Origin of the sequence: Paenibacillus xylanexedens (assembly GCF_007676705.1) — a bacterium.
Taxonomy (GTDB): domain Bacteria; phylum Bacillota; class Bacilli; order Paenibacillales; family Paenibacillaceae; genus Paenibacillus; species Paenibacillus xylanexedens_C.
The window spans coordinates 464,621-484,377 of record NZ_VEBF01000002.1 but is presented as its reverse complement, the minus strand read 5'-3'; the positions used below and the strand labels follow the sequence as shown (position 1 = coordinate 484,377).

Genomic DNA, 19,757 nt, shown 5'->3' with positions numbered 1-19,757 from the left:
AACGTGGATTTTTTGACACAACTTCAGATACCGACAGTAGCACCTGTTCAGGCACATCAGATTCATGATGCGATTAATTTTGCCATGCGTGTACGCAGAGAAGTGTTTCCCATGATGGATCATACGAGATTACCTGTGGACTTTGAGCAGTTCAGAGAACACTATCTGGACTCCGACGATGCGATCTTTCTCGTTGCAATGGTGGGGGATGTGGACATCGTCGGCTCTATTGGGATTTTGCCATATGATGGACGTATTGAAGCCGTGCAAGGTCGATATGTAGCTCAATCGGCTGCCGAAATAGTAAAATGTTATGTAGATCCCGCGTATCGTAGGTTCGGTATTGGTTCGATGCTGGTGAACGAACTGGAGAACGTGGTGAAGGATATGCACTATACGACGCTGTATCTGCATACACATCGCTTCTTGCCAGGGGCCGTGGATTTCTGGAAACGTCAGGGATATACGATTATTACCGAGCAAGACGATGACTGGCAGACGGTACATATGGACAAGTTGGTGCGTAAGTGACCATTGGAATCATTGCAGGAAAATGACACAGCGATAGGGGAGATCAATCCATGTACACAAGTCTGATTGAGAAACTGGAGCATACCGAGGTTATACGCTGGTTCCCGAATCATCAAGTTCAAGAGAGCTGGATTAGCGAAGTGGAACAGGAATTGGGCTTTCCGTTACCTCCGTCCTATCGTTGGTGGCTTCTGAATTACGGTGAAGCGATGTTAAACGGGACAGAAATTCTGACCATTACATCTCCAGAACACCGAGATTATACGGACGCTGACATTTTGTATAGATACCGACTTACCGATGAAGACGCGAAGAAGGAAGGGAAGTTGGAGCTGTTTGTACCGGACGAGGATGAATATTACTATTTTGATACGCGGACGGCTGATCACCTTGGGGAGTACAAAGTGATGCGTTTGGATTACTTTAATGGAGAACCTGAAGTGTACGCGGATTCTTTTGCCGGATTTTTGGAGAAGTTGATCGATCAGCGAACACCTCGGAATCGGTAAATTGGTATTAAAAACAGAGACATGACATATATGAGATACATGATGGGGGCATAAGCAGATGAACGAAACGAAGCGGAAAATTGTTTTTATTGATATTGATGGCACATTGGTCGACGATGACGGAAGCATTCCGTTGTCAGCACAGAAGGCTTGCAAACAGGCAAGGGAGAATGGACATCTGCTCTATTTATGTACAGGCCGCTCCAAGGCAGAGATCTATGATTCCATCTGGGATGTCGGATTTGACGGTCTGATTGGTGCAGGCGGAGGCTATGTGGAGTTTGGCAAGGATGTGCTCTATCACAAAAGGGTAACAGCGGAAGATGTTCGCCATATGGTCGATTTCTTCAATGAACACGGTATTGACTTCTACCTTGAATCCAATTCGGCATTGTATGCGAGTAGCAATCTGCAGTCTCATCTGGAACGCCGCATCTACGGTGATGTGGAGAATGATCCTGTAGCCAGAGAGAAGAAGGAACTGAAGCCGCACCCGTTTATTGCCGGATTGACATATGGAGAGGCAGATCTGTACAAGGATGACGTGAACAAAGTATGTTTCCTGGAGAGCTCAGTTATCCCGTTCGACCGAATTAAGCAGGAGTTTGCAGGTAAGTTCGAAGTCATTCAATGCACCGTGCCGATCTTTGGTGAAGGAAGCGGTGAACTGATGATCCCTGGTATTCACAAAGCCGTTGCGATTGCAGATCTGTTGGAGCATCTAGACATGTCCCAGGAAGATACATTCGCCATCGGCGATGGCATGAATGATGCGGAGATGCTGGAATTTTGTAAGGTCGGAATTGCCATGGGCAATGCAAAGCCAGGTCTGAAAGCCATTGCAGATGATATTACTGGAACAGTTGAGGAAGATGGCTTGTATCATAGTTTTGTGAAGTATGGTTTGATCACGTGATAAAGAAATGAGGCAATCTAGTGGCGGAAGGACATGATGTTGACTATATAACGAAGTTGAGAGATAAAAACGGTTAACACGTACATCCTTTGTCCCAAACCTTATTTTAGACCCTGCATATATTATTGCAGGGTCTTTATTTTGGTTTAAACAGATCAATTTTATTTTTTTTACAAAAGGGTTCTAATCAAACCATAACATCTAAGTGAAGGAGATAATCGAAATGGCCATTTTGTCAACCGGACCTATTGAGAATAATACCGTCAGTGATGTACGGCCAACACAACAAGTTACAGTTAAAATCGATAACAGGAATTCTCTGGATGGATCCGTTGTTTTGATACAAGGGTATAATTTGAACTCTACGAGGACTTTATATGTCAGCGAGCAGATTTCAATTGATCCTGATCAGGTAGTGACAAGAACTTATTTTGCCAATCTTGATGCGTTTGAATTTGTCTTTACAGTTGAAGGTGTAGCTATAGAGCAGACGGAGATTTCCGTGTGGGGCAAAAATGAAACCGGCCAGCTTGTTGCCGCACATCGATTAGTTTCTTCCGAACTTGATGAACTTGAAATGGAGGGAGATAACACATCAGTCAACCGCATATATGTTGCCAATTTCAACAGTAACGATGTTTCCGTCATTAACGGCGAAACGAATACAGTGATTGCTACCATTCCGGTAGGCACGAATCCTGCGGGGGTGGACGTCAATCCATTAACCAATCGTATTTATGTCGCAAACAGAACCAGTAATACCATTTCCGTCATTAATGGTGAAACCAACGCGGTAATTGCTTCTGTTCCGGTTGGGAATGAGCCTGGGGACGTAGCGGTCAATATAGCAACCAATGCCGTTTATACAGCAAATTTTAATTCATTGGACATCACTGAAGATGTAACCGTCATTGACGGATTGACCAACACGGTGATTGACGCCATTACTATTCCGGGACTCAATTTTTTGACTGGTATAGGCGTCAATTCATTAACCAATCGAATCTATGCAGCTAATTTTAATTTTGATGCTGTGTCTGTGATCGATGGAGTAACGAATACGGTGATTGCTACGATCCCCGTTCAGGTTAATCCATTCCGTATAGGTGTTAATCCAGGCACCAATCGCATTTATGTATCGAATTTCACCAGTAATACGGTTTCCGTTATTGATGGATTGACCAATACCGTGATTGATACCATTCCGGTCGGCGTTACGCCAGCTGAAGTAGCTGTTAATACTTCCACAAACGCCATTTACGTACCCAATCGAGACGCAGATAATGTTTCAGTAATTAGCGGATTGACCAATATCGTGATTGCTACTGTGCCGGTTGGGGTTAATCCAAACGGAGCGGGCGCCAATCCGTTAACCAATCGAGTTTATGTAAGCAATCAAGATGATAATACCGTTTCTGTGATCGATGGCGAAACGAATACGGTAATTGATGTCATTCCGGTGGGGGCACGTCCATTCGCAGTAGGTGTAAATCCGTAGAAAGGTGGGGGGATTTGGATGAAAGAAGTTATAACGGCATCAGACTTAATGGAGCAGCTGATCACCATGAACAAAGAGAATTCTTTATGCCAAGTTAGGATTCCAGGTAAGGGGATGTATGTAATTGTATTACAGGACGATTATTCAACTGTACCATCTTCAGAACAAATGTTGAATGATACAGAGAACGAAGCGAGCGAAAAAATCGGTTCTGAAGTAAAGAGGAATCCGTTTCTCTAAGTGATAATTAGAATCGTGAGTCTTGAATGATCAGATCAGAACGAGACAGGCATCTCCTCAATGGAGGTGTCTATTTGCATAGTACTCAGACTACAGACAAGATCCAGTAAAGAACAGCACTAAATGTTCCAACACAGAGGCCAACAAGGAGCCCAAAAAGAATCACGAATTTTTTCCCGTTCATAGATATAGATGACCCTCCTTTTGACTTTATTATTGCATAACTCCCAATGAAAGTTTAATGTGAATTTTGCAAACAAGCAATTTATTAGTTGCTGGTTGTCGAAATGCATGAAATATAAAGTTGATACATGGAAGATGCTCCAACGAGGCAGATCAGCTATTGAACTTGCGGAAGTTCATTCAACAGATCGTTGAAACGAAAAAAGCCTACAAGGAACTGCCTGAAGCTGAGGGCGGTTATGATTGAATGGAATGGATTTCCGTATACATTTTGATCGACCTTTTAACAATTCCTCTCTTCTGACCGATATATAATAAGTACATCTATGTAATCAGAAAGTGAAAGGAGTGCAGAACATGGATATTGCAGCATTATCAATGGCAATGAGCCAAGCTTCAGTAGTGCAGTCGGCAAGCTTGCAAGTGATGTCGATTACGAAAGACATGGCACAGCAGCAAGGCCAGCAGATGGCGGAAATGTTGAAGTCAGTGCCTGCTCCTCATCCCAATCTGGGTGGAAGTCTCGATCTTTCAGTTTAGTTGAAATTACAGCATGTGTCCTCATGTAACACCCATTGCAGCAAGCAAAACCCAAACAGCTCCAATTCGAATGAATTGAAGCCGTTTGGGTTGTTTTATTCTAAATACTCATTCCGAAATTACGATCTTTTTATTACGATCTTCTCAGCGAAACTTTGACAAACTTGGCAATCTGCCTTCAAAGGGCAGTGTATCCTTCAATGTCCATAACTCATCGTAACTGGAAATCTGAAGATCGGCTTTGGACAAGTCCTGATTGCCTGATCCCGGATTGCGATATCCGATGCAGCGCATGCCTGCGCTTTTGGCGGCCTGAACACCATTGCGCGAGTCCTCGATCACCAGACAATTCGAAGGGGATGCACCAATCATTTCAGCTGTGGTCAGGAAAATATCTGGTGCCGGCTTGCCGTTCGTAACTTCCTCACCTGTCATTCGCACCTCAAAGTATTGTCCAAGTCCGGTTTTGTCCATAATCAAATCAATCAGTGCACGTGGAGAGGAAGAAGCAACGGCTATTGGTACGTGTTGCTCATGCAGCCAGCTTAACCAGCGTTCCACGGAAGGCATTGCCGTCAGATTCGGATGGGCAAGCATGGTTTGCATCACATTATGCTGATGATAAGCAAATATTTCTTCCAGCGTAACTGTCAGCTGATGCTTGTCCAATACTTGCTGCCACATGGATTCCAATGTAACTCCAACATAGGTATGGTGTTCTTCATCAGGCACTCTTGCTCCAAAATGGGCAAAAGAGCTGCGCTCAATCTCGAAATAAATCGGTTCGCTGTCAATCAGTACACCATCCATGTCAAAAATGACCGCTTGAATGATGTCATCATTGGGCGCTCCCAGTCCGTTAGATTCTTTGTTTGCTGCCATGTTGTATTCCTCCTCCGGGATTGTGTAAACATATATCTCTAATATAATCCATTCATGGTTAACCTTCCACTTTAGAAACTGGAACCGCTGGATTGCAGCACAACTTTAATGGCATGTGAAGAGGCTTGAAGTGTGCGTCCCTGAATATCGCAGCCAAGTGTGCGGAATGCCTCTTCGTAATCCTCCAGCGGGAAGGAGTGGGTTATGATTTTTTTTGCCGGAATAATCCCTTGTTCAATCATATAATGTGCGGTAGCAAATGTCCCCAGAGAATCGATGGAACCAATAATTTTCAGACTGCGGTCCACAACTTCCTTGGGATTGAATGATGTGTTTCCATCTCTCAGACCAACCAGCATCAGGTAACCTCCGCTGGCGAGCTGGGAAAGCACTTGTGTGCCCACAACACCTGTCGTATCCACGATCATATCAACCTGATGGGTTGCTGGTGACAGCGAATCTATTGCATTTTCGAAGGATGAATGAACCTCCCAACGGTCTGGTGCAATGGAACCGGCAATGGCTAAGCGTTCTTCGGAGATGTCGACCAGACAGCCGGTAACCCCTTTGGAAGCGAGCGCGTAGCTGTACAGAATGCCAATCGGGCCTGCGCCGAGGATGATCGTTCTGAAATTCGGCAGTAAATGAATCTGATTAATCCCCGTCAGCATACAGCTGAGCGGTTCCGTCAAAGTCGCTTCCTCATAGCTCACATGATCCTTCAATTTGTACAAAAAACGATCCTCGGTCACATAATAATCTGTAAATGTTCCGTCAGCACTCACACCTGTCTCGGTAACAGACTTGTGTGTGCAATGATTTTGTCTGCCTGTTCTGCACATGTCACATTGTCCGCAATAGTAGGTAGGGTCGATCACAACACGGTCGCCCGGTTGTAATGTCGTTACCGCAGAGCCAACATCAATGACTTCCCCGGCAGACTCATGACCGAGAATGACAGAAGGAACCGCATGATATTTGCCGCTGACAATACCGAGATCGGTACCGCATACGCCTGTCGCCCGAATACGAACCAACACCTGATTATCTCTCGTGATTTCCGGAACAGGCCGTTCCTCAAGTGCCACATCCCAAGCCGATTTGTATACCAATGCAAGCATGGTATAACCTCCTTATAATTATATAAAATATAAATATAGCGATTCATCTTAAAACAGTTTTTGACAAGATACGAAAGTAGTGAAGGGACGAAATCGATTCTGGAGAAGCGAAGCGTTCGCCTCAAAGCTTTCTGAAAGAAAGCTGCTTCGGAAGCATACGCTATCAACGGGTTTTTCCCTTGGGAAAAGGGGAATCAAAAAAATCCGGGGATAACAGCGATCGAAAGGTTGTTCTGTTTGCGTAGTGTTCGAGTGTAATATGAATTACTCACTAATGAACGGTGGCAAGCACTGAATCCAGCCGCTCTACAATCTCAACCAGTTCGTCTTCGGTTGTGGTAAGGGAAGGCCGGACCTTAACAACGTTGCCGAAGCCATATCTTGAACTTCTCAAGATCAGATGCTCATCTGTAAAAGCGCGGTCAACAATGGCATTGGTTTTTAGCGTATCCGGTTCATTACCGTCACCTACGATCTCCAACCCCCACATTAACCCGACACCACGAGATTCACCGATACTTGGGTATTTTATAGCCAATTCATGCAGCAATTCACCCAAAATTTCACCTTTGCGTTTCACCGCATCCAGGAATCCGGGTTCGGATACGACTTCCAAGGTGGATTTGGCAGCGGTTACGGAGATCAGATTGCTTCCTGAGGTGAAGGAGTGTTCGTGCTTTTCGAGCACATTCAGCCGGGATTGCATTAATACCGCAGCAACAGGTACGCCGATACCGCCAAGACCTTTCGCAAGGGTAATCATATCAGGCTGGATATCAAACAGTTCGCTGGCGAACATGGTTCCGGTACGACCGATTCCGGTCTGTACTTCGTCAGCAATGAGAATAATATTGTACTCATCACACAGTTTTCGCAGACGTTTGAAATATCCGGCAGGAGGAATGATATTGCCGCCATTCCCGAGAATAGGTTCGATGATCATGCAGGCGACTGAGCCGGAACTTGCATATTCTATCGCATCAGATATAGCTTCAACGCATTGATAGCCGCAGTATCCATTTGAGGATTTAAATGGGCAGCGATAACAGTATGGGGCAGGTACATGGACAGCGTTAGCCACAGCTGAATTGGGGAACCGTTTCCGCCGGAAGGCATTTCCCGAAATCCCGGTGGCAAATTGGGTCTGTCCATGATGGGACAGATACAGGCTGATGATGTCTGTCGATTCTGTATACTTCTGTGCAATTTTGGTTGCACATTCGTTTGCAGTTGAACCGGTGATATCCCGCATCCATCCGGCATTAATGTCGTTTGGAGCATATTCGATTAAGTGATCAAGTACTTCATTTACGTACGGTTCGGTGAAGGAGGAAGACATATGCGTCAGATTGCCGACTTGTTCCTGAATTTTGCTGACAACATGTGGGTGATTATAGCCCAGTGACAGATTGAACGTGCCCGACACGCCATCCAGGTATTCAACACCTGAATCGTCAATCAACTTAATCCCTTTTCCGGCTATGAAGCGGTTGTTGGTTAAAGTTTGCATACGATTTCCTCCAATATAATGGTGTACTAGCTCGAACGAAGCTCAACAAAAATTCCGGATGATGCGGGCATCACCTCCCTTAAGAAAGGATGTTTACATTTCCTTGCTATGTTGTGCGAGAGCAGTACGTACTGCATTGTTTTTTACAGTCCATAGATGAGAGACCATCAATGTGAGCAGCAGGATCAGACAGAATCCGGCCAAAATCCAGATAGTATTCACGACAGGCCCTGTGCTCATACTCCATCCAGTCACATACTGCAAGATGGCACCTCCAATACCACCCGATGCGATCAGGATACTGGTTGTCCGCTCGGTCATACCGGGAATCAGAACATTTGCATAGACCAGTGCGATACAGAACAGCCCTGACATGAACAGACCGGTTCCGAAGATGAGCACATACGTTGCCCATTGTCCAGTTACAAATACCATAGCGACTGTGAACAAAAACGTGCCGATGGTACTCCAGATCAGGAAAGGCATATAGTTGACGGCTTCCGCTATTTTCCCGGAGAAAAGACGACCGATGATCATCGCAATCCACAGGATGGAGACACTCAGCGATGCGACAGATTCCTGAAGTTGAAGTCGTTCTACGAGAATGGAGGGCAGGAAGTTCATCAATCCCAGTTCCAATCCCATGTAGATGAAAAAGAAGATGACGAAGATCGTCAGCAGACCCAGATGTTTTCTCGAATATCGGGCTTTACCTGCTGCATGTGCCACTGTATTCTCGCCAGCCTGTTCCAGATACAGTGCGGCTGGCCGGGGCATAGTGATCCACAGCATCATGAGAACCAGTGACAACACGGCCACCGTATAAAAAGTAAGATGCCACAGATCCATCCAGATAAATAAAGCAGCGACAGCCGGGATGAGAAGTGCTCCAAGAGCAAAGAAGACATCCAGCTTGGACATGGCGACCGCCTTTTGATTCTCAGCGAATTCGATCGTGAATGCACCTACAGAGGGTTCGATAATACCTGAACCGAAACCTACAATAATCGTGAGTAGAAGAACTACAGGCCAGGATGGCAAAAAACCGAGTAATGTATAGGCGGCTACAATACAGATCAGAGCAAGGGTCAGCATAGCTTTTCTTCCGATACGGGCTGTCAGGGCAGGAGCTACAATTACACCGACAAGAAATCCAAGAAACTGCAGAAATAACAAAAATCCGCCATCACTGTAACCGCGCTCATAATGTGACAATAAAACAGGGAGAAGTGCACCTAGCACAACGCTGGTTATGCCGATTAACAGATAAAAACCGCAGCTTAGAGCGAATATTCTTTTCAAAAGCCTGCCTCCTAGTTGGATAAAAATTTTATATTATGTAATTAATGTTTATTTCATATATAACTTATACCATAATTGTGCAAATGTACATGCTTTTTGTTGTAAAATAATGTTAAATTTTGATGGGTGGAAATATTTCTCGTGATAAGTTTTTTCTAAAACGATTTCGTGTCGAAAGGATAGATATGATCCAATACATATGACCTTTTAACAGTGTTTGGCATTTGTATTGATCGAGGATAGTAAAACGTGCATATATAAAAAACGTTCCCTGTCTGAGTAGACGGGAAACGTTCTGATTAGCCGTTCTATATGATGATACCTGACTTCAACGTATCGCCATTAAGCAGTCTGTACAAAGAAAATTCCATCGAATGGTGCGTGAGCAGACGCGGGACCACTTCGCAAAAATAAATAACCGTTTGCATCGGGAAGACCCAATATATCCCGATAAGGATCAGGAAAATCTCCGGAATATATTTGACACACCAGTTGATGTTCCTCTACCAAATGGTCAATTCCTTTCACACCGTTTGGTAAAGTGGGAGAGAAAAATGAAAATGCAGGGAACTCCTGATCGTCTAACTCCGTTTCAATCAAACGTATGCCGCTTAACGGAATGGGTGGAACGGGACATACGGAAGTTAGTGGATGCGAAGATACCGAGACATAAGTGCATCCGGCGAGAATATTCTCGTTCCATTCCAGCTCATCTCCCGTATAGGTTACCTGATCCAGAAAGTATTCGGAGGCGGAGTAGGTCGAGAAGACCGAGATATATTTATCTTGTGGTAAAGAAGGGATATGGACCTGCTGTGAAAGTGTATTGCAATTGATGGAGAACAGATGCAGTAAAGGCTGCCCCTCAGGGTTGAGCGGCCAGTCGGAAACGTATGCAGTTTCTCCACCAATCCACATGCCAGAGTCTTGGTTTGGATCATTGGGGTCAACTGTAAATCGAGTAACTTTGTACATGAGAGACTCCTTTCAGAGTGTATTTTGGCTTTCCTATGTAATGTTGTATGTGTCTTCATATAACCATTCATTGCTTCGTTTCAGTATAAATGAGATGATGTGGAATGAAAATCAGTACAAGGTACTAACTCATTGCACGAAGCGAATGAACGTACCAGCACTCAAAGAACCAGTGGCAATACTATAGATGAGAAGCGGTGACATATGTTAATTAACAAATACATAAGTGAAACGGGATTCTGCTCCCGCAGGGAAACGAACCGTTTAATTGCAGCTGGACGCATAACGATCAATGGCAGGGTATGTGAAAAAGGGGCGGTAGTTGAACCTCACGATGTGGTACTCATTGATGGCAAGCAGATTCCTCGTAATGACAGCGAACCTGTCTACATTGCTTTGAACAAACCCATCGGTATTGTCTGCACAGCAGCAGAACATGTGGAGGGGAACATCATTCAATATATGAATTATCCTTCTCGCATATTTGCGATAGGCAGGCTGGATAAGGCATCTGAGGGGTTGATTTTGCTTACGAATGACGGAGGCATTGTGAACAAGATGATGCGTTCGGAGCATAATCATGATAAAGAATATGTAGTGACTGTAGACAAACCCGTAACCGACGAATTTGTAAAGTCCATGTCTAAAGGCGTTGAAATTCTTGACGTAGTGACCAAGCCCTGCGAAGTGTATAGGCAAAGTGACAATGTATTTCGTATTATTCTGACACAGGGTCTCAACCTGCAGATCCGCAGAATGTGCAAAGCTTTGGGGTACCGAGTCTTGAAGCTGGAGCGCGTGCGAATTATGAATATTACGCTGGATCAACTGGAGCGGGGGCAATGGCGTCATCTGGAGCAAGAGGAACTGGAGATTCTGCTGTCTCAATTAAATGAGATAAAATGAATGACTTCTGCTGCATGTCAACGTTGGTCAACCACGATGTCCAGTTTTATCAGTAAAAAATGAAGCAAACACTAACCCCTATGCGGATTAGTGTTTTTGTTGTTAAGCTTGTGTCCTTTTCGCTCTGAAATGTAAGAGCCAAATAGGGTTAAGAACGCCCCGAGTATAATCACCCAGGTTATCCGTTCCTGAAGAATTAGTGCAGATGACGCGACAGTAATGACAGGCACCAGATAGATGTAGACACTCGTTTTGATAGCTCCGAGAAGATTCACGGCCCGGTTCCAGGTCACGAAACACAACGCGGAGGCACCCAGACCGAGGTAGAGAAAATTGGAAAGATTGGTCATGTTCGTGAAGCGTCCGAGTTCCAAATGGAATTCAAACAGGAATAGAGCTGGCAGCATGAAGATCAGGCCATAGAAGAACACTTTGCGAGTCGCGCCAATGGTGTGATAGCGAAGCTCCCCAATTTTCCGCATTAGCACAGAGTAGATCGCCCATACCGCAGGTGCTATGAAAGCAAGCAGATCACCTATCGGATTCAGTTGCAGAATGAAACTGCCGTTCAGTGCGATGAGTAGGATGCCGCTCAAGGCAATCCCGAATCCGATAATGAAGCGGCGAGTTAACTTCTCACCATCTAAGAAGAAGTGTGCGAGCACGGCAGTGAAGAACGGGGCAATGGAGACAATAACACCCACGTTGGAAGCGGTTGTGTACACCAGAGCAATATTTTCAATAAGAAAATATAACGTCACCCCACATAGTCCTGCTCCGATAAATAACCATTCTTCTCTGAATGAGGCGATCCGCAGTGAACGTGGATAGATCAATAACAGTACCAAATACCCGATCAGGAAACGGAAAAATAATATTTCTACAGGAGTGAAATCAATCAACAGAACCTTCGTCGAGACAAAGGTAGTTCCCCAGATCAATATGGTAAATAAGGCGAGCATATGTCCGGTAGCGGCATTGCTGTTATGATGACTTGTCATACGATGTTAGTGGTGGTTCGTTTCAACTCCGAATCATGATTGAAGATACGTCTATATTGCTTTGGTGTCAGGCCGATCAGTTTTTTGAAAAAATTCGTAAAGTGGCTCTGATCACTGAATCCCGTCTGTGCGGCCACTTCAATCGGAAGCTGGCCTTGTTCCAACAGCCGTTTGGCTTGATTAATACGAATTGTCTCCAAGTAGCGGTAAGGTGATATCCCCTTCTGGCGAGTGAATAAACGCAGCAGGTGATATTTGCTCATCTCCGTCAAGTCGGCTAACTCGTTCAACGAGATGCTTTCCATGTAATGAGATTCTATGTAATCACATATGCGTCTGATCTCAGTAGTAACATCCTGTGTTGCAACGGGTGGTTCAGCATCCGAATAATCTCTCAGCAATTGATCCAGCAGAAAGAGTAATAATTCTTCTTTGCAAAAATCGGATTGCTCCTCCAGAATGATCTGGTGCAGCTCATGCAGGGAACCAACAAGTTCACTCTGGTAGAGAACGGGAGAGGTAAATCGTGGCAAGTAAGCTTGTCCAGTAATCTCTTTCGCATACTCTCGCATAACTTCAGACTGGATGTTGATACAGCGATAATCGAGGGTTCTTCCATCGACCTGTTCGCAGGCATGTGGATCATGTGGATTAAAGACAATCATGTCACCACTATTCAGAATGTATTCTTCGTTGTTGCAGACGAGGTGTCGCTTACCTTGCTCAATAAATCCAATGACATAATAGTCATGAAAATGATTGGGAAACTTCTGCATAATGCCTTCAAATTGATAAGCTTCCAGCTGTAGATCAGTATCAAATACAACAGTTCGAACTTCCCGAGTCATGATGCACCTTCTTTCTGGTATGTTAACGTCATTATAGGATGTAAAGAAGGGATTTTCTTGAACGATATTGCTATTGCTTCAAGTGTTTGGTCGGACAGATATCTTACAAAACAAAATACCCGCAATCCCCGAGGGAAAGCGAGCCCTTTGCTTAGTATAGTTGATTCACGAGTTCAAACCTATATATTATGAGACCAAATGTTCCTGGAACAATACGTACTTATTTTTTAATGTAGTGTAGCTAGTGCTTCAGGTGTAAAAGGCTGAATCTCGGATACGCGGCCTTCGCGTATTTTTGCAGCCCATGCCGGATCACCAAGGAGTGCACGTCCCACAGCTACCAGATCAAATTCCTGTTGCTCATATCGCTTCATGAGTTCGCCCATACCTGGATGTGTTGCTTTATCTGCTCCTGCTTCAGACTCATCTGGCATACCCACAGAACCAACGGTAATTGTGGTTCGGCCACTCAGTTTTCTTACCCAACCTGCAAATCCAAGCTCAGATCCTTCGAACTCGGGCTCCCAGAAGCGTCGTGTCGAGCAGTGGAAGATATCTACACCTGCATCAACCAACAAGCTGAGGAATTGTCCCAGTTGTTCGGGTGTGTCGAACAGTCTGGCTTGATAATCATTCATCTTCCATTGGGAGATCCGCATCGCAATAGGAAAATCAGGACCTACCGCAGTCCGGACTGCCTTAACAAGTTCAACCGCGAATTGTGTTCGTTTCTGAAGGTCGCCACCGTAGCGGTCCGTTCTCCTATTCGTTGTTTTCCAGAAAAATTGATCGATCAGAAAACCATGAGCACCGTGGAGCTCAATTCCATCAAAACCTATGCGTTGTGCATTAACTGCTGCATCGGCATAAGCTTCAATAACAGTTGCAATTTCTTCTTCCGTCATAGGCTCACTTACCTGATTACCTTCTATATCAATTCCCGATGGACTTAGAGATGCAGCTTCCGGGTGTGGTTGGGATCCTGAAGGACGAACAATTCCCATATGTAAAATCTGAGGGAAAATCTTGCCGCCGGCGGCATGGACTTGTCGAACCACTTCAGCCCAGCCTTGAAGAGCTGCTTCTCCATACATATGAGGGATTCTAGGCTCACTTGATGCAGATGGATGTTCAATGGTTGCACCTTCCGTAATAATTAAGCCAACACCTTGCTCTGCGCGTCGACGATAATATGCTGCTACATCGGCTCCCGGGACACCATCCGGGGAAAAAGCGCGAGCCATGGGGGACATGACAATTCGTGAGGACAGGGTTAATTTTTGAACGGTGTATGGTTGAAACAGAAGCTCCGTAGAAATAACGTTATGTTGTTGATTACTCAAACTAAGCACCTCCATTATTTTGCACCTTCAAGCGGGTACGAGTGCAATCTTAACAAGGTCTATAGGCATGCTCAACCAACAATCGGAGCATTTTGTTGCTTAAGCGAAAGACTCGGATTATTGTATTGTGTCTTTGCACTTACTTTCACTTGTTGAACAAATGGCACTTATCTATAATGAAGGAGTCTAGCCAAATATTTTGTGTACGAAGGAGGATTGGAACATGTCTGGTGTATTGTCTCCAAACTCGAATGATCCGCGTGTAATCCGCACGCGTCAATTAATTCTTGATGCGTTTTTAAACCAATTGAACCTTAAAAACTTCAGTAGTATTACCATTCAGAATATTACAGAGCAAGCCACAATCAACAGAGCTACATTCTACGCCCATTTTCAGGATAAATATGCGCTGCTCGAAGCTTTGTTATCGGATGCTTTTATGGAATATGTAACGAAAAGAGTGGATTCGGAAGCTCGATTGTCAGCCGAGTCCATGCAGCAGCTTATATATTCGTTATGTGATTACCACGTATCAAGCAATGAGTGTATTAAAAAATATGATACAGTTGCACCAATTATTGAAGAGAATATCAAAACGCAGCTGGAGCAGTTTCTTCTTCAATTCATGCTGCAAGGAGCGAGAGAAGTAGACCTTAAAACGTTGAAAGCTACTGCGACGATGTTAAGCTGGTCGATCTATGGAATAACGTATCGCTGGAATATCGAAGGAAGACAGGAATCGCCTGCTGACTTAGCCAAGAGAGTGGTACCCTATATTATGGGCGGATTGGAATTGTTGAATTGACTACCGAAATTGCATTACTATTCGATGGACATAGGAGGAATAACAAGATGTTTGAACATTTAGTTGTTTTTAAATTTAACGATAAAATCACATTAGCCAAGCAACAGGAACTGGTGGCTCAATTGCTCGCGTTACAGGAACAGATTCCGGGAATTGTCTCGCTGACAGCGGGAATCAATACTACGGAAGAAACGGATCGTATCCAAGGTTACACGATTGGCTTGCGAGTGACGTTTGAAGATCAGGAGGCATTGCGCGCTTATGGTCCACATCCAGCTCATCAGGCTTTTGTAGCTTCGCTAGATGGTTGGGTGGAAGATGTTATTGTGGTTGATTACCTGATCTAAAGCTGCGATTAAAGCAAAATAGTGAAAGGGAAGGGGGACTTACCATAAAGACGAGACATCAAGAGGAGTAATTCAAGATTGAATCATAATATGTGCATCGGAATCGTGACTTAAGACACTGTTACATCTAGTCCAAATTTCCTGTTGATGCTATAATTCATGAGGTATAAATTTCCTGGAGGAGGTCTAAATGGGAAGGGTATTATGTTGTGCATGAAAATAAAATTTTAAAGGATGTGCAGTGTTGAAGGGGAAATCGAAGACAAAGAGTTTAGCATTAATTTTATTCATTGGACTAGTGACTATTGTGTTATCTGCGTGTGGAAAGCCGATAACAGAAGAACTGTATTCAGAGACTGTCTCTCAGGATGTGAAGACTACGACTGAACTTACACAAGAAGATAAAGATTTCTATAGCATGGCAATTGAGTTTGCCAGCAGCGAAAATACAGACCTCTCGTCACAAACAGTGATCCAAATTATAAACGATGAAAAAGATAGACAGCGGAAGATTGAAGAAGAGAAAAAAAAGAGGCAAGAAGAAATTAAACGAAAACAGGAAGAAGCAGAAAAAGAAAAACAAACCCAATTAAAAGTTTTGAATGATTCATTAAGAGTAGGCTTACTTAAAAAGAGTGTGATTTTCAAAGATACCGATAAGTGGATTTTTAAAGACGTCATTAACATGACGCTTGACATTGAAAATACATCTGATAAAAAGGTGAAAGGGTTCCAAGGTCTCATCACTTTTAAGGATATGTTTGATAATGATATCAAATCACTTAATGTAAAATACGATGAAGCCATTACATCTGGAACATCTACTACATATGATGGTAGTTTTGAAGTGAATCAATTTATAAAAGATGATATTGAATTTAGGGATACTCCACTAGAAAAAATCACAGTTGAATTCGAGATGGATCAAATTATTTTTGATGATGGCACTACGATCAAGCGTAGCGATATTGAATAGTCTAGTGCACCTGGGGCGTAAGTGAGGAGTCTAAGCAATCCCTTGATCTATATCAAGTGATAGTTAAAACGGTGAGCATGTCAAGTAAACACAGTGGTATATGCTACCTTTGTTATTTCAATTCTATTTTATTCCCAAAACAGGAGCGTGTTATCTTTGAAAAAATATCTTTTGACGTGCATGGTGTTAATTATTGTGTCTGTTGCATGTGTTTCACCCGTCTTTGCTGGATTTAGCGATGTAGACAATAATCGTAAATATGATTGGGCCAGATTGTCCATAGACGAAATGAATAGTCGCGGGATTCTAACTGGATATCCAGACGGTTCATTTCGCCCAGAACAGTCCGTAACGAAAGCTGAGTTTACGGTTATGGTGTACCGTTTGTTCCCTATGCTCCGCAATTTGGAATCTGCTAGGATCTCGGGGGTACCTGAAAGCCATTGGGCTAGCAAAGAATTCGCTGAGTTGTACAGTACAATCTCACCTATCTTTGCTGCGGATGTACAAAATTATGCTGATGATAGTTACAGTTACAAACCGGAGAAAAAGATGTCTCGTTGGGACGTGCTGATGACATTAGATGCATTGTTCGGTGATATGAATGGGCCCAGAATTAATGATTTAACTACGTCGGATTCAGTAAAGCAACTAGCCAAGGTAAAAGATGTTCCGAAGCTCCAGTTTGCATCCTACAAGGATTTCGAGAAGAACGGGTATCCCGAGTCCCTGATGACAGCAAAGATGGCCTTGATTCAGGAGGGAACTAAACTTGATTGGGCGGGGGATTTTGACTACGTGAAGGCCCAGGCCTTGTACCGTTTTATGAAACTGGGAATCATTACTCCAGACACCAATGGTTTTTTCTACCCTGACAGATCGGTCACGCGGGCAGAGACAGTTACCATTCTCAACCGAATGTTGGCAGCTGCTGGTGAGGATTACGCATACCATAAGGTTGAGGAGTCATTATCCGGTTCTCACCTCTTCCCAGGTGTGTCTGCCGGATTTGGAGCAAACATATTCTACACAGAGCCTGAAGAAACGATCATTCTGAGTAAATCTCCTGCGTTTTCTCTGAACCCTGGGAAATTTCTAGCGAAGGTGGCTATTAGAATTGAATCCGATCAAGTCGTGGACGTTTTCGTGGAAATAAATGGTCAGAACATTAAGTATACCTTTGAACAGTTAATGGACACAACTAACAGAGTTATCATAGATGTAACAGGTGTGACAAATTTTCATGTCCACGGTGAAGCCCGGTACCCTGAGCGTTTGAATGAGGACGGTAACAACAAAGTGATGATTTATGTAGAGGACCCAGAAATGGGGAATTTATAAACAAAGAGAATCAGGTACCTTTTTCATTGTTTTATAAAAAACTTCTTGAAGTTTTCTTTAATGGTAGGTACAGGAGTTCAGTTGGAAGGGACGCCCTCTAAAAATAAAACTGTTCATCTTGAGACCTAAGTCTCAGGGGGAGCAGTTTTTTTATTCCCAACAACTTGTGCGCAGGGTACTGCCATCCAAACTACGGTTAAGGATATGTTTTGGGAAATAATATTTCGCTTGCTGATTCCACCTGGGGTTGTGCTAGCTAAGTGGATCTATTGGAGATTAAAGATGAATTGTCGAGAATGCTTGTGTCAATTAATATAACGCGACATAAACAGTTTGAGATTTTCTTTTTGTACAACACGCCCAATTTAAGTTGAACTCTTTATCTCCTATAACAATTCTATGTTATGAATCATGGAACTTCCCTGAATAGTTTATATAATGTGAATCAACATAACATGATTTTGCAGCGGTTCGGTTGATTCTAATTTCAGGGGGGCAACGTGAGATGAAAGAAACCAAAAAGATGAGAATTTTTTCACTGGGGATTCAGCACGTATTGGCGATGTATGCGGGAGCAATTCTGGTACCTTTGCTTGTGGGCAGAGCACTAAATTTGACTGCAGAGCAGTTGGCGTATCTGGTATCCATTGACCTGTTAACGTGCGGGATTGCCACATGGCTTCAGGCTCGGAAAGGGAAGTACCTAGGCATTGGTTTGCCAGCAGTACTCGGAAGCTCTTTTGTAGCGGTCACACCCATGATTGCAATTGGGTCACAATACGGGATTCCAGCCATTTATGGCTCCATCATAGCAGCGGGAATATTTATCGTCATCTTTGCCGTATTTTTCAGCAAAATCGTCAAATTGTTTCCGCCAGTCGTTATAGGTACAGTGGTGACCATCATCGGTCTTGCACTAATCCCAACAGGCATTAAAAACATGGCGGGTGGAGCAAACAGCGAGAATTTTGGAAGTTTGGACAATTTGGCACTTTCCTTTGGCGTATTACTTTTCATTCTGATCCTGAATCGATATGCTCGCGGTTTTGTAAAATCCCTGGCTGTTCTCCTTGGTATTATCGTGGGGACCCTCGTCGCAGCCTTCATGGGAAAAGTGAATTTTGCCGCTGTACAGGAAGCCTCCTGGTTCCATTTGCCCCAGCCCTTCTACTTTGGATGGCCAACCTTCGAAATCGGCCCCATTATTACAATGATCATTGTAGGTACGGTGGTTATCATCGAGTCCACAGGTGTGTTTATGGCTTTGAGCAAAATCTGTGATCAACCGATCAACGAAAAAGATCTGGCACGGGGATATCGCGCAGAAGGTCTTGCGTTTGTCCTTGGCGGCATATTCAATGCTTTTCCATACAATACATTCGCTCAGAATGTCGGTTTGGTTCAGCTCTCCAAGGTGAAAACGACCAATGTGGTTGTTGCGGCTGGAGGTATCCTCATCTTTCTCGGACTTATTCCCAAAGTAGCAGCTTTTGCAACCATTATTCCGAGTGCTGTATTAGGCGGAGCGACTGTCGTACTGTTCGGAATGGTCGTCTCATCCGGGATCAAAATGCTGCAAAACGTCGACTTCGGCAAACAATCCAATCTGTTGATCGTGGCTTGCTCCGTTTCACTTGGACTTGGTGTTACCGCTGTACCCGATCTATTTGCCCAGCTTCCTCAAAGTATTCGCATCATTGTTAGCGATGGTATTATCACGGGAAGCCTGTCAGCGATCCTGCTCAATGTCTTCTTTAACCTCGGTTTCAAAAATAAGAGTTTGCCAGTACAGCCTGTACAGGCTCAAGAAGTACACACGTAATTCTTGGAATAACAGACATGTCAGCGTGTAAACGAAACAGATCCAAGACGGTTTTCTGGGAAGTGGAATGAAAGGAAATGACTCCACTTGGCAAAGAAACCTCTTGGATTTTTTGTGCTTACTATTCATGAGGAATGCAAATGGCATGCAAATATGCTAAA

Annotated in this window: 21 protein-coding genes; 13 read left to right on the top strand and 8 right to left on the bottom strand. The window is 43.9% G+C overall.

Annotated features, from left to right (window positions below):
* The first annotated feature begins 12 nt into the window (after positions 1-12).
* The 7 genes from FS628_RS12110 to FS628_RS12085 all read left to right on the top strand — a co-directional run bounded on the left by FS628_RS12110 (position 13) and on the right by FS628_RS12085 (position 4,417).
* Positions 13-531, top strand: coding sequence for a GNAT family N-acetyltransferase (locus FS628_RS12110; protein ID WP_145324114.1), 519 nt, complete (start codon positions 13-15; stop codon positions 529-531).
* Positions 532-581: 50 nt separating this feature from the next.
* Positions 582-1,040 carry an SMI1/KNR4 family protein gene (locus FS628_RS12105; protein ID WP_145322194.1) on the top strand — a complete coding sequence of 153 codons (459 nt, stop codon included), beginning with the start codon at positions 582-584 and terminating at the stop codon, positions 1,038-1,040.
* A gap of 58 nt (positions 1,041-1,098) precedes the next feature.
* Complete coding sequence (locus tag FS628_RS12100; protein ID WP_145322192.1) at positions 1,099-1,956, top strand: Cof-type HAD-IIB family hydrolase; 858 nt, start codon at positions 1,099-1,101, stop codon at positions 1,954-1,956.
* Between the two features lie 355 nt (positions 1,957-2,311).
* Positions 2,312-3,454 (top strand): YncE family protein, encoded by a 1,143-nt coding sequence (locus FS628_RS12095; protein ID WP_260871017.1) that lies wholly within the window; start codon positions 2,312-2,314, stop codon positions 3,452-3,454.
* 18 nt (positions 3,455-3,472) lie between these two features.
* Positions 3,473-3,694 carry a hypothetical protein gene (locus tag FS628_RS12090; protein WP_145322188.1) on the top strand — a complete coding sequence of 74 codons (222 nt, stop codon included), beginning with the start codon at positions 3,473-3,475 and terminating at the stop codon, positions 3,692-3,694.
* Between the two features lie 304 nt (positions 3,695-3,998).
* On the top strand, positions 3,999-4,124 hold the full coding sequence (locus FS628_RS32620) for a hypothetical protein (protein WP_260871016.1): 126 nt from the start codon (positions 3,999-4,001) through the stop codon (positions 4,122-4,124).
* A gap of 110 nt (positions 4,125-4,234) precedes the next feature.
* Positions 4,235-4,417, top strand: coding sequence for a YjfB family protein (locus tag FS628_RS12085; RefSeq protein WP_017687882.1), 183 nt, complete (start codon positions 4,235-4,237; stop codon positions 4,415-4,417).
* A gap of 144 nt (positions 4,418-4,561) precedes the next feature.
* Here FS628_RS12085 and FS628_RS12080 read toward each other — a convergent pair whose 3' ends face one another.
* The 5 genes from FS628_RS12080 to FS628_RS12060 form a co-directional block, all read right to left on the bottom strand.
* Entirely contained in the window at positions 4,562-5,299 is a 738-nt protein-coding gene (locus tag FS628_RS12080) for an HAD family hydrolase (RefSeq protein ID WP_145322186.1), read from the bottom strand.
* A 71-nt stretch (positions 5,300-5,370) separates the two neighbouring features.
* Positions 5,371-6,420, bottom strand: coding sequence for a zinc-dependent alcohol dehydrogenase (locus FS628_RS12075; protein ID WP_145322183.1), 1,050 nt, complete (start codon positions 6,418-6,420; stop codon positions 5,371-5,373).
* A 271-nt stretch (positions 6,421-6,691) separates the two neighbouring features.
* The gene (locus FS628_RS12070; protein WP_145322181.1) at positions 6,692-7,930 is read right to left on the bottom strand and encodes an aspartate aminotransferase family protein; all 1,239 of its coding nucleotides are present in this window, start codon (positions 7,928-7,930) and stop codon (positions 6,692-6,694) included.
* A gap of 93 nt (positions 7,931-8,023) precedes the next feature.
* Complete coding sequence (locus FS628_RS12065) at positions 8,024-9,232, bottom strand: MFS transporter (protein ID WP_145322179.1); 1,209 nt, start codon at positions 9,230-9,232, stop codon at positions 8,024-8,026.
* A gap of 342 nt (positions 9,233-9,574) precedes the next feature.
* Positions 9,575-10,207 (bottom strand): DUF1963 domain-containing protein, encoded by a 633-nt coding sequence (locus FS628_RS12060; RefSeq protein WP_145322178.1) that lies wholly within the window; start codon positions 10,205-10,207, stop codon positions 9,575-9,577.
* Positions 10,208-10,411: 204 nt separating this feature from the next.
* On the opposite strand from FS628_RS12060, the gene FS628_RS12055 reads away from it, so the two are divergent.
* Entirely contained in the window at positions 10,412-11,113 is a 702-nt protein-coding gene (locus FS628_RS12055; RefSeq protein ID WP_145322176.1) for a pseudouridine synthase, read from the top strand.
* A 71-nt stretch (positions 11,114-11,184) separates the two neighbouring features.
* On the opposite strand, the gene FS628_RS12050 is transcribed toward FS628_RS12055, so the two are convergent.
* The 3 genes from FS628_RS12050 to FS628_RS12040 all read right to left on the bottom strand — a co-directional run bounded on the left by FS628_RS12050 (position 11,185) and on the right by FS628_RS12040 (position 14,305).
* Entirely contained in the window at positions 11,185-12,114 is a 930-nt protein-coding gene (locus FS628_RS12050; RefSeq protein WP_145322174.1) for a DMT family transporter, read from the bottom strand.
* Positions 12,111-12,962: an AraC family ligand binding domain-containing protein gene (locus FS628_RS12045; RefSeq protein ID WP_145322172.1), complete on the bottom strand. Its 852-nt coding sequence runs from the start codon at positions 12,960-12,962 to the stop codon at positions 12,111-12,113. Before FS628_RS12045 ends, FS628_RS12050 begins: the two co-directional genes overlap by 4 nt.
* 227 nt (positions 12,963-13,189) lie before the next feature.
* Positions 13,190-14,305, bottom strand: a complete 1,116-nt coding sequence (locus tag FS628_RS12040; RefSeq protein WP_145322170.1) for an NADH:flavin oxidoreductase — start codon at positions 14,303-14,305, stop codon at positions 13,190-13,192.
* Between the two features lie 223 nt (positions 14,306-14,528).
* On the opposite strand from FS628_RS12040, the gene FS628_RS12035 reads away from it, so the two are divergent.
* From FS628_RS12035 to FS628_RS12015, 5 genes are all read left to right on the top strand, one after another.
* Complete coding sequence (locus tag FS628_RS12035) at positions 14,529-15,110, top strand: TetR/AcrR family transcriptional regulator (RefSeq protein WP_145322168.1); 582 nt, start codon at positions 14,529-14,531, stop codon at positions 15,108-15,110.
* 47 nt (positions 15,111-15,157) lie between these two features.
* Positions 15,158-15,457 carry a Dabb family protein gene (locus FS628_RS12030; RefSeq protein ID WP_145322166.1) on the top strand — a complete coding sequence of 100 codons (300 nt, stop codon included), beginning with the start codon at positions 15,158-15,160 and terminating at the stop codon, positions 15,455-15,457.
* 370 nt (positions 15,458-15,827) lie between these two features.
* On the top strand, positions 15,828-16,433 hold the full coding sequence (locus tag FS628_RS31345; RefSeq protein WP_222125229.1) for a hypothetical protein: 606 nt from the start codon (positions 15,828-15,830) through the stop codon (positions 16,431-16,433).
* Positions 16,434-16,589: 156 nt separating this feature from the next.
* Positions 16,590-17,774: an S-layer homology domain-containing protein gene (locus tag FS628_RS12020; protein WP_145322162.1), complete on the top strand. Its 1,185-nt coding sequence runs from the start codon at positions 16,590-16,592 to the stop codon at positions 17,772-17,774.
* Positions 17,775-18,279: 505 nt separating this feature from the next.
* Entirely contained in the window at positions 18,280-19,596 is a 1,317-nt protein-coding gene (locus FS628_RS12015) for a nucleobase:cation symporter-2 family protein (protein WP_145322160.1), read from the top strand.
* Positions 19,597-19,757: the final 161 nt, after the last annotated feature.

What these genes read in the sequence shown, in the direction of transcription:
- FS628_RS12105 (WP_145322194.1), top strand. Translation starts at nt 582, where the DNA reads ATGTACACAAGTCTGATTGAGAAACTGGAGCATACCGAGGTTATACGC.
- FS628_RS12100 (WP_145322192.1), top strand. Translation starts at nt 1,099, where the DNA reads ATGAACGAAACGAAGCGGAAAATTGTTTTTATTGATATTGATGGCACA.
- FS628_RS12090 (WP_145322188.1), top strand. Translation starts at nt 3,473, where the DNA reads ATGAAAGAAGTTATAACGGCATCAGACTTAATGGAGCAGCTGATCACC.
- FS628_RS12085 (WP_017687882.1), top strand. Translation starts at nt 4,235, where the DNA reads ATGGATATTGCAGCATTATCAATGGCAATGAGCCAAGCTTCAGTAGTG.
- FS628_RS12080 (WP_145322186.1), bottom strand. Translation starts at nt 5,299, where the DNA reads ATGGCAGCAAACAAAGAATCTAACGGACTGGGAGCGCCCAATGATGAC.
- FS628_RS12075 (WP_145322183.1), bottom strand. Translation starts at nt 6,420, where the DNA reads ATGCTTGCATTGGTATACAAATCGGCTTGGGATGTGGCACTTGAGGAA.
- FS628_RS12070 (WP_145322181.1), bottom strand. Translation starts at nt 7,930, where the DNA reads ATGCAAACTTTAACCAACAACCGCTTCATAGCCGGAAAAGGGATTAAG.
- FS628_RS12060 (WP_145322178.1), bottom strand. Translation starts at nt 10,207, where the DNA reads ATGTACAAAGTTACTCGATTTACAGTTGACCCCAATGATCCAAACCAA.
- FS628_RS12055 (WP_145322176.1), top strand. Translation starts at nt 10,412, where the DNA reads ATGTTAATTAACAAATACATAAGTGAAACGGGATTCTGCTCCCGCAGG.
- FS628_RS12050 (WP_145322174.1), bottom strand. Translation starts at nt 12,114, where the DNA reads ATGACAAGTCATCATAACAGCAATGCCGCTACCGGACATATGCTCGCC.
- FS628_RS12045 (WP_145322172.1), bottom strand. Translation starts at nt 12,962, where the DNA reads ATGACTCGGGAAGTTCGAACTGTTGTATTTGATACTGATCTACAGCTG.
- FS628_RS12035 (WP_145322168.1), top strand. Translation starts at nt 14,529, where the DNA reads ATGTCTGGTGTATTGTCTCCAAACTCGAATGATCCGCGTGTAATCCGC.
- FS628_RS12030 (WP_145322166.1), top strand. Translation starts at nt 15,158, where the DNA reads ATGTTTGAACATTTAGTTGTTTTTAAATTTAACGATAAAATCACATTA.
- FS628_RS12015 (WP_145322160.1), top strand. Translation starts at nt 18,280, where the DNA reads ATGAAAGAAACCAAAAAGATGAGAATTTTTTCACTGGGGATTCAGCAC.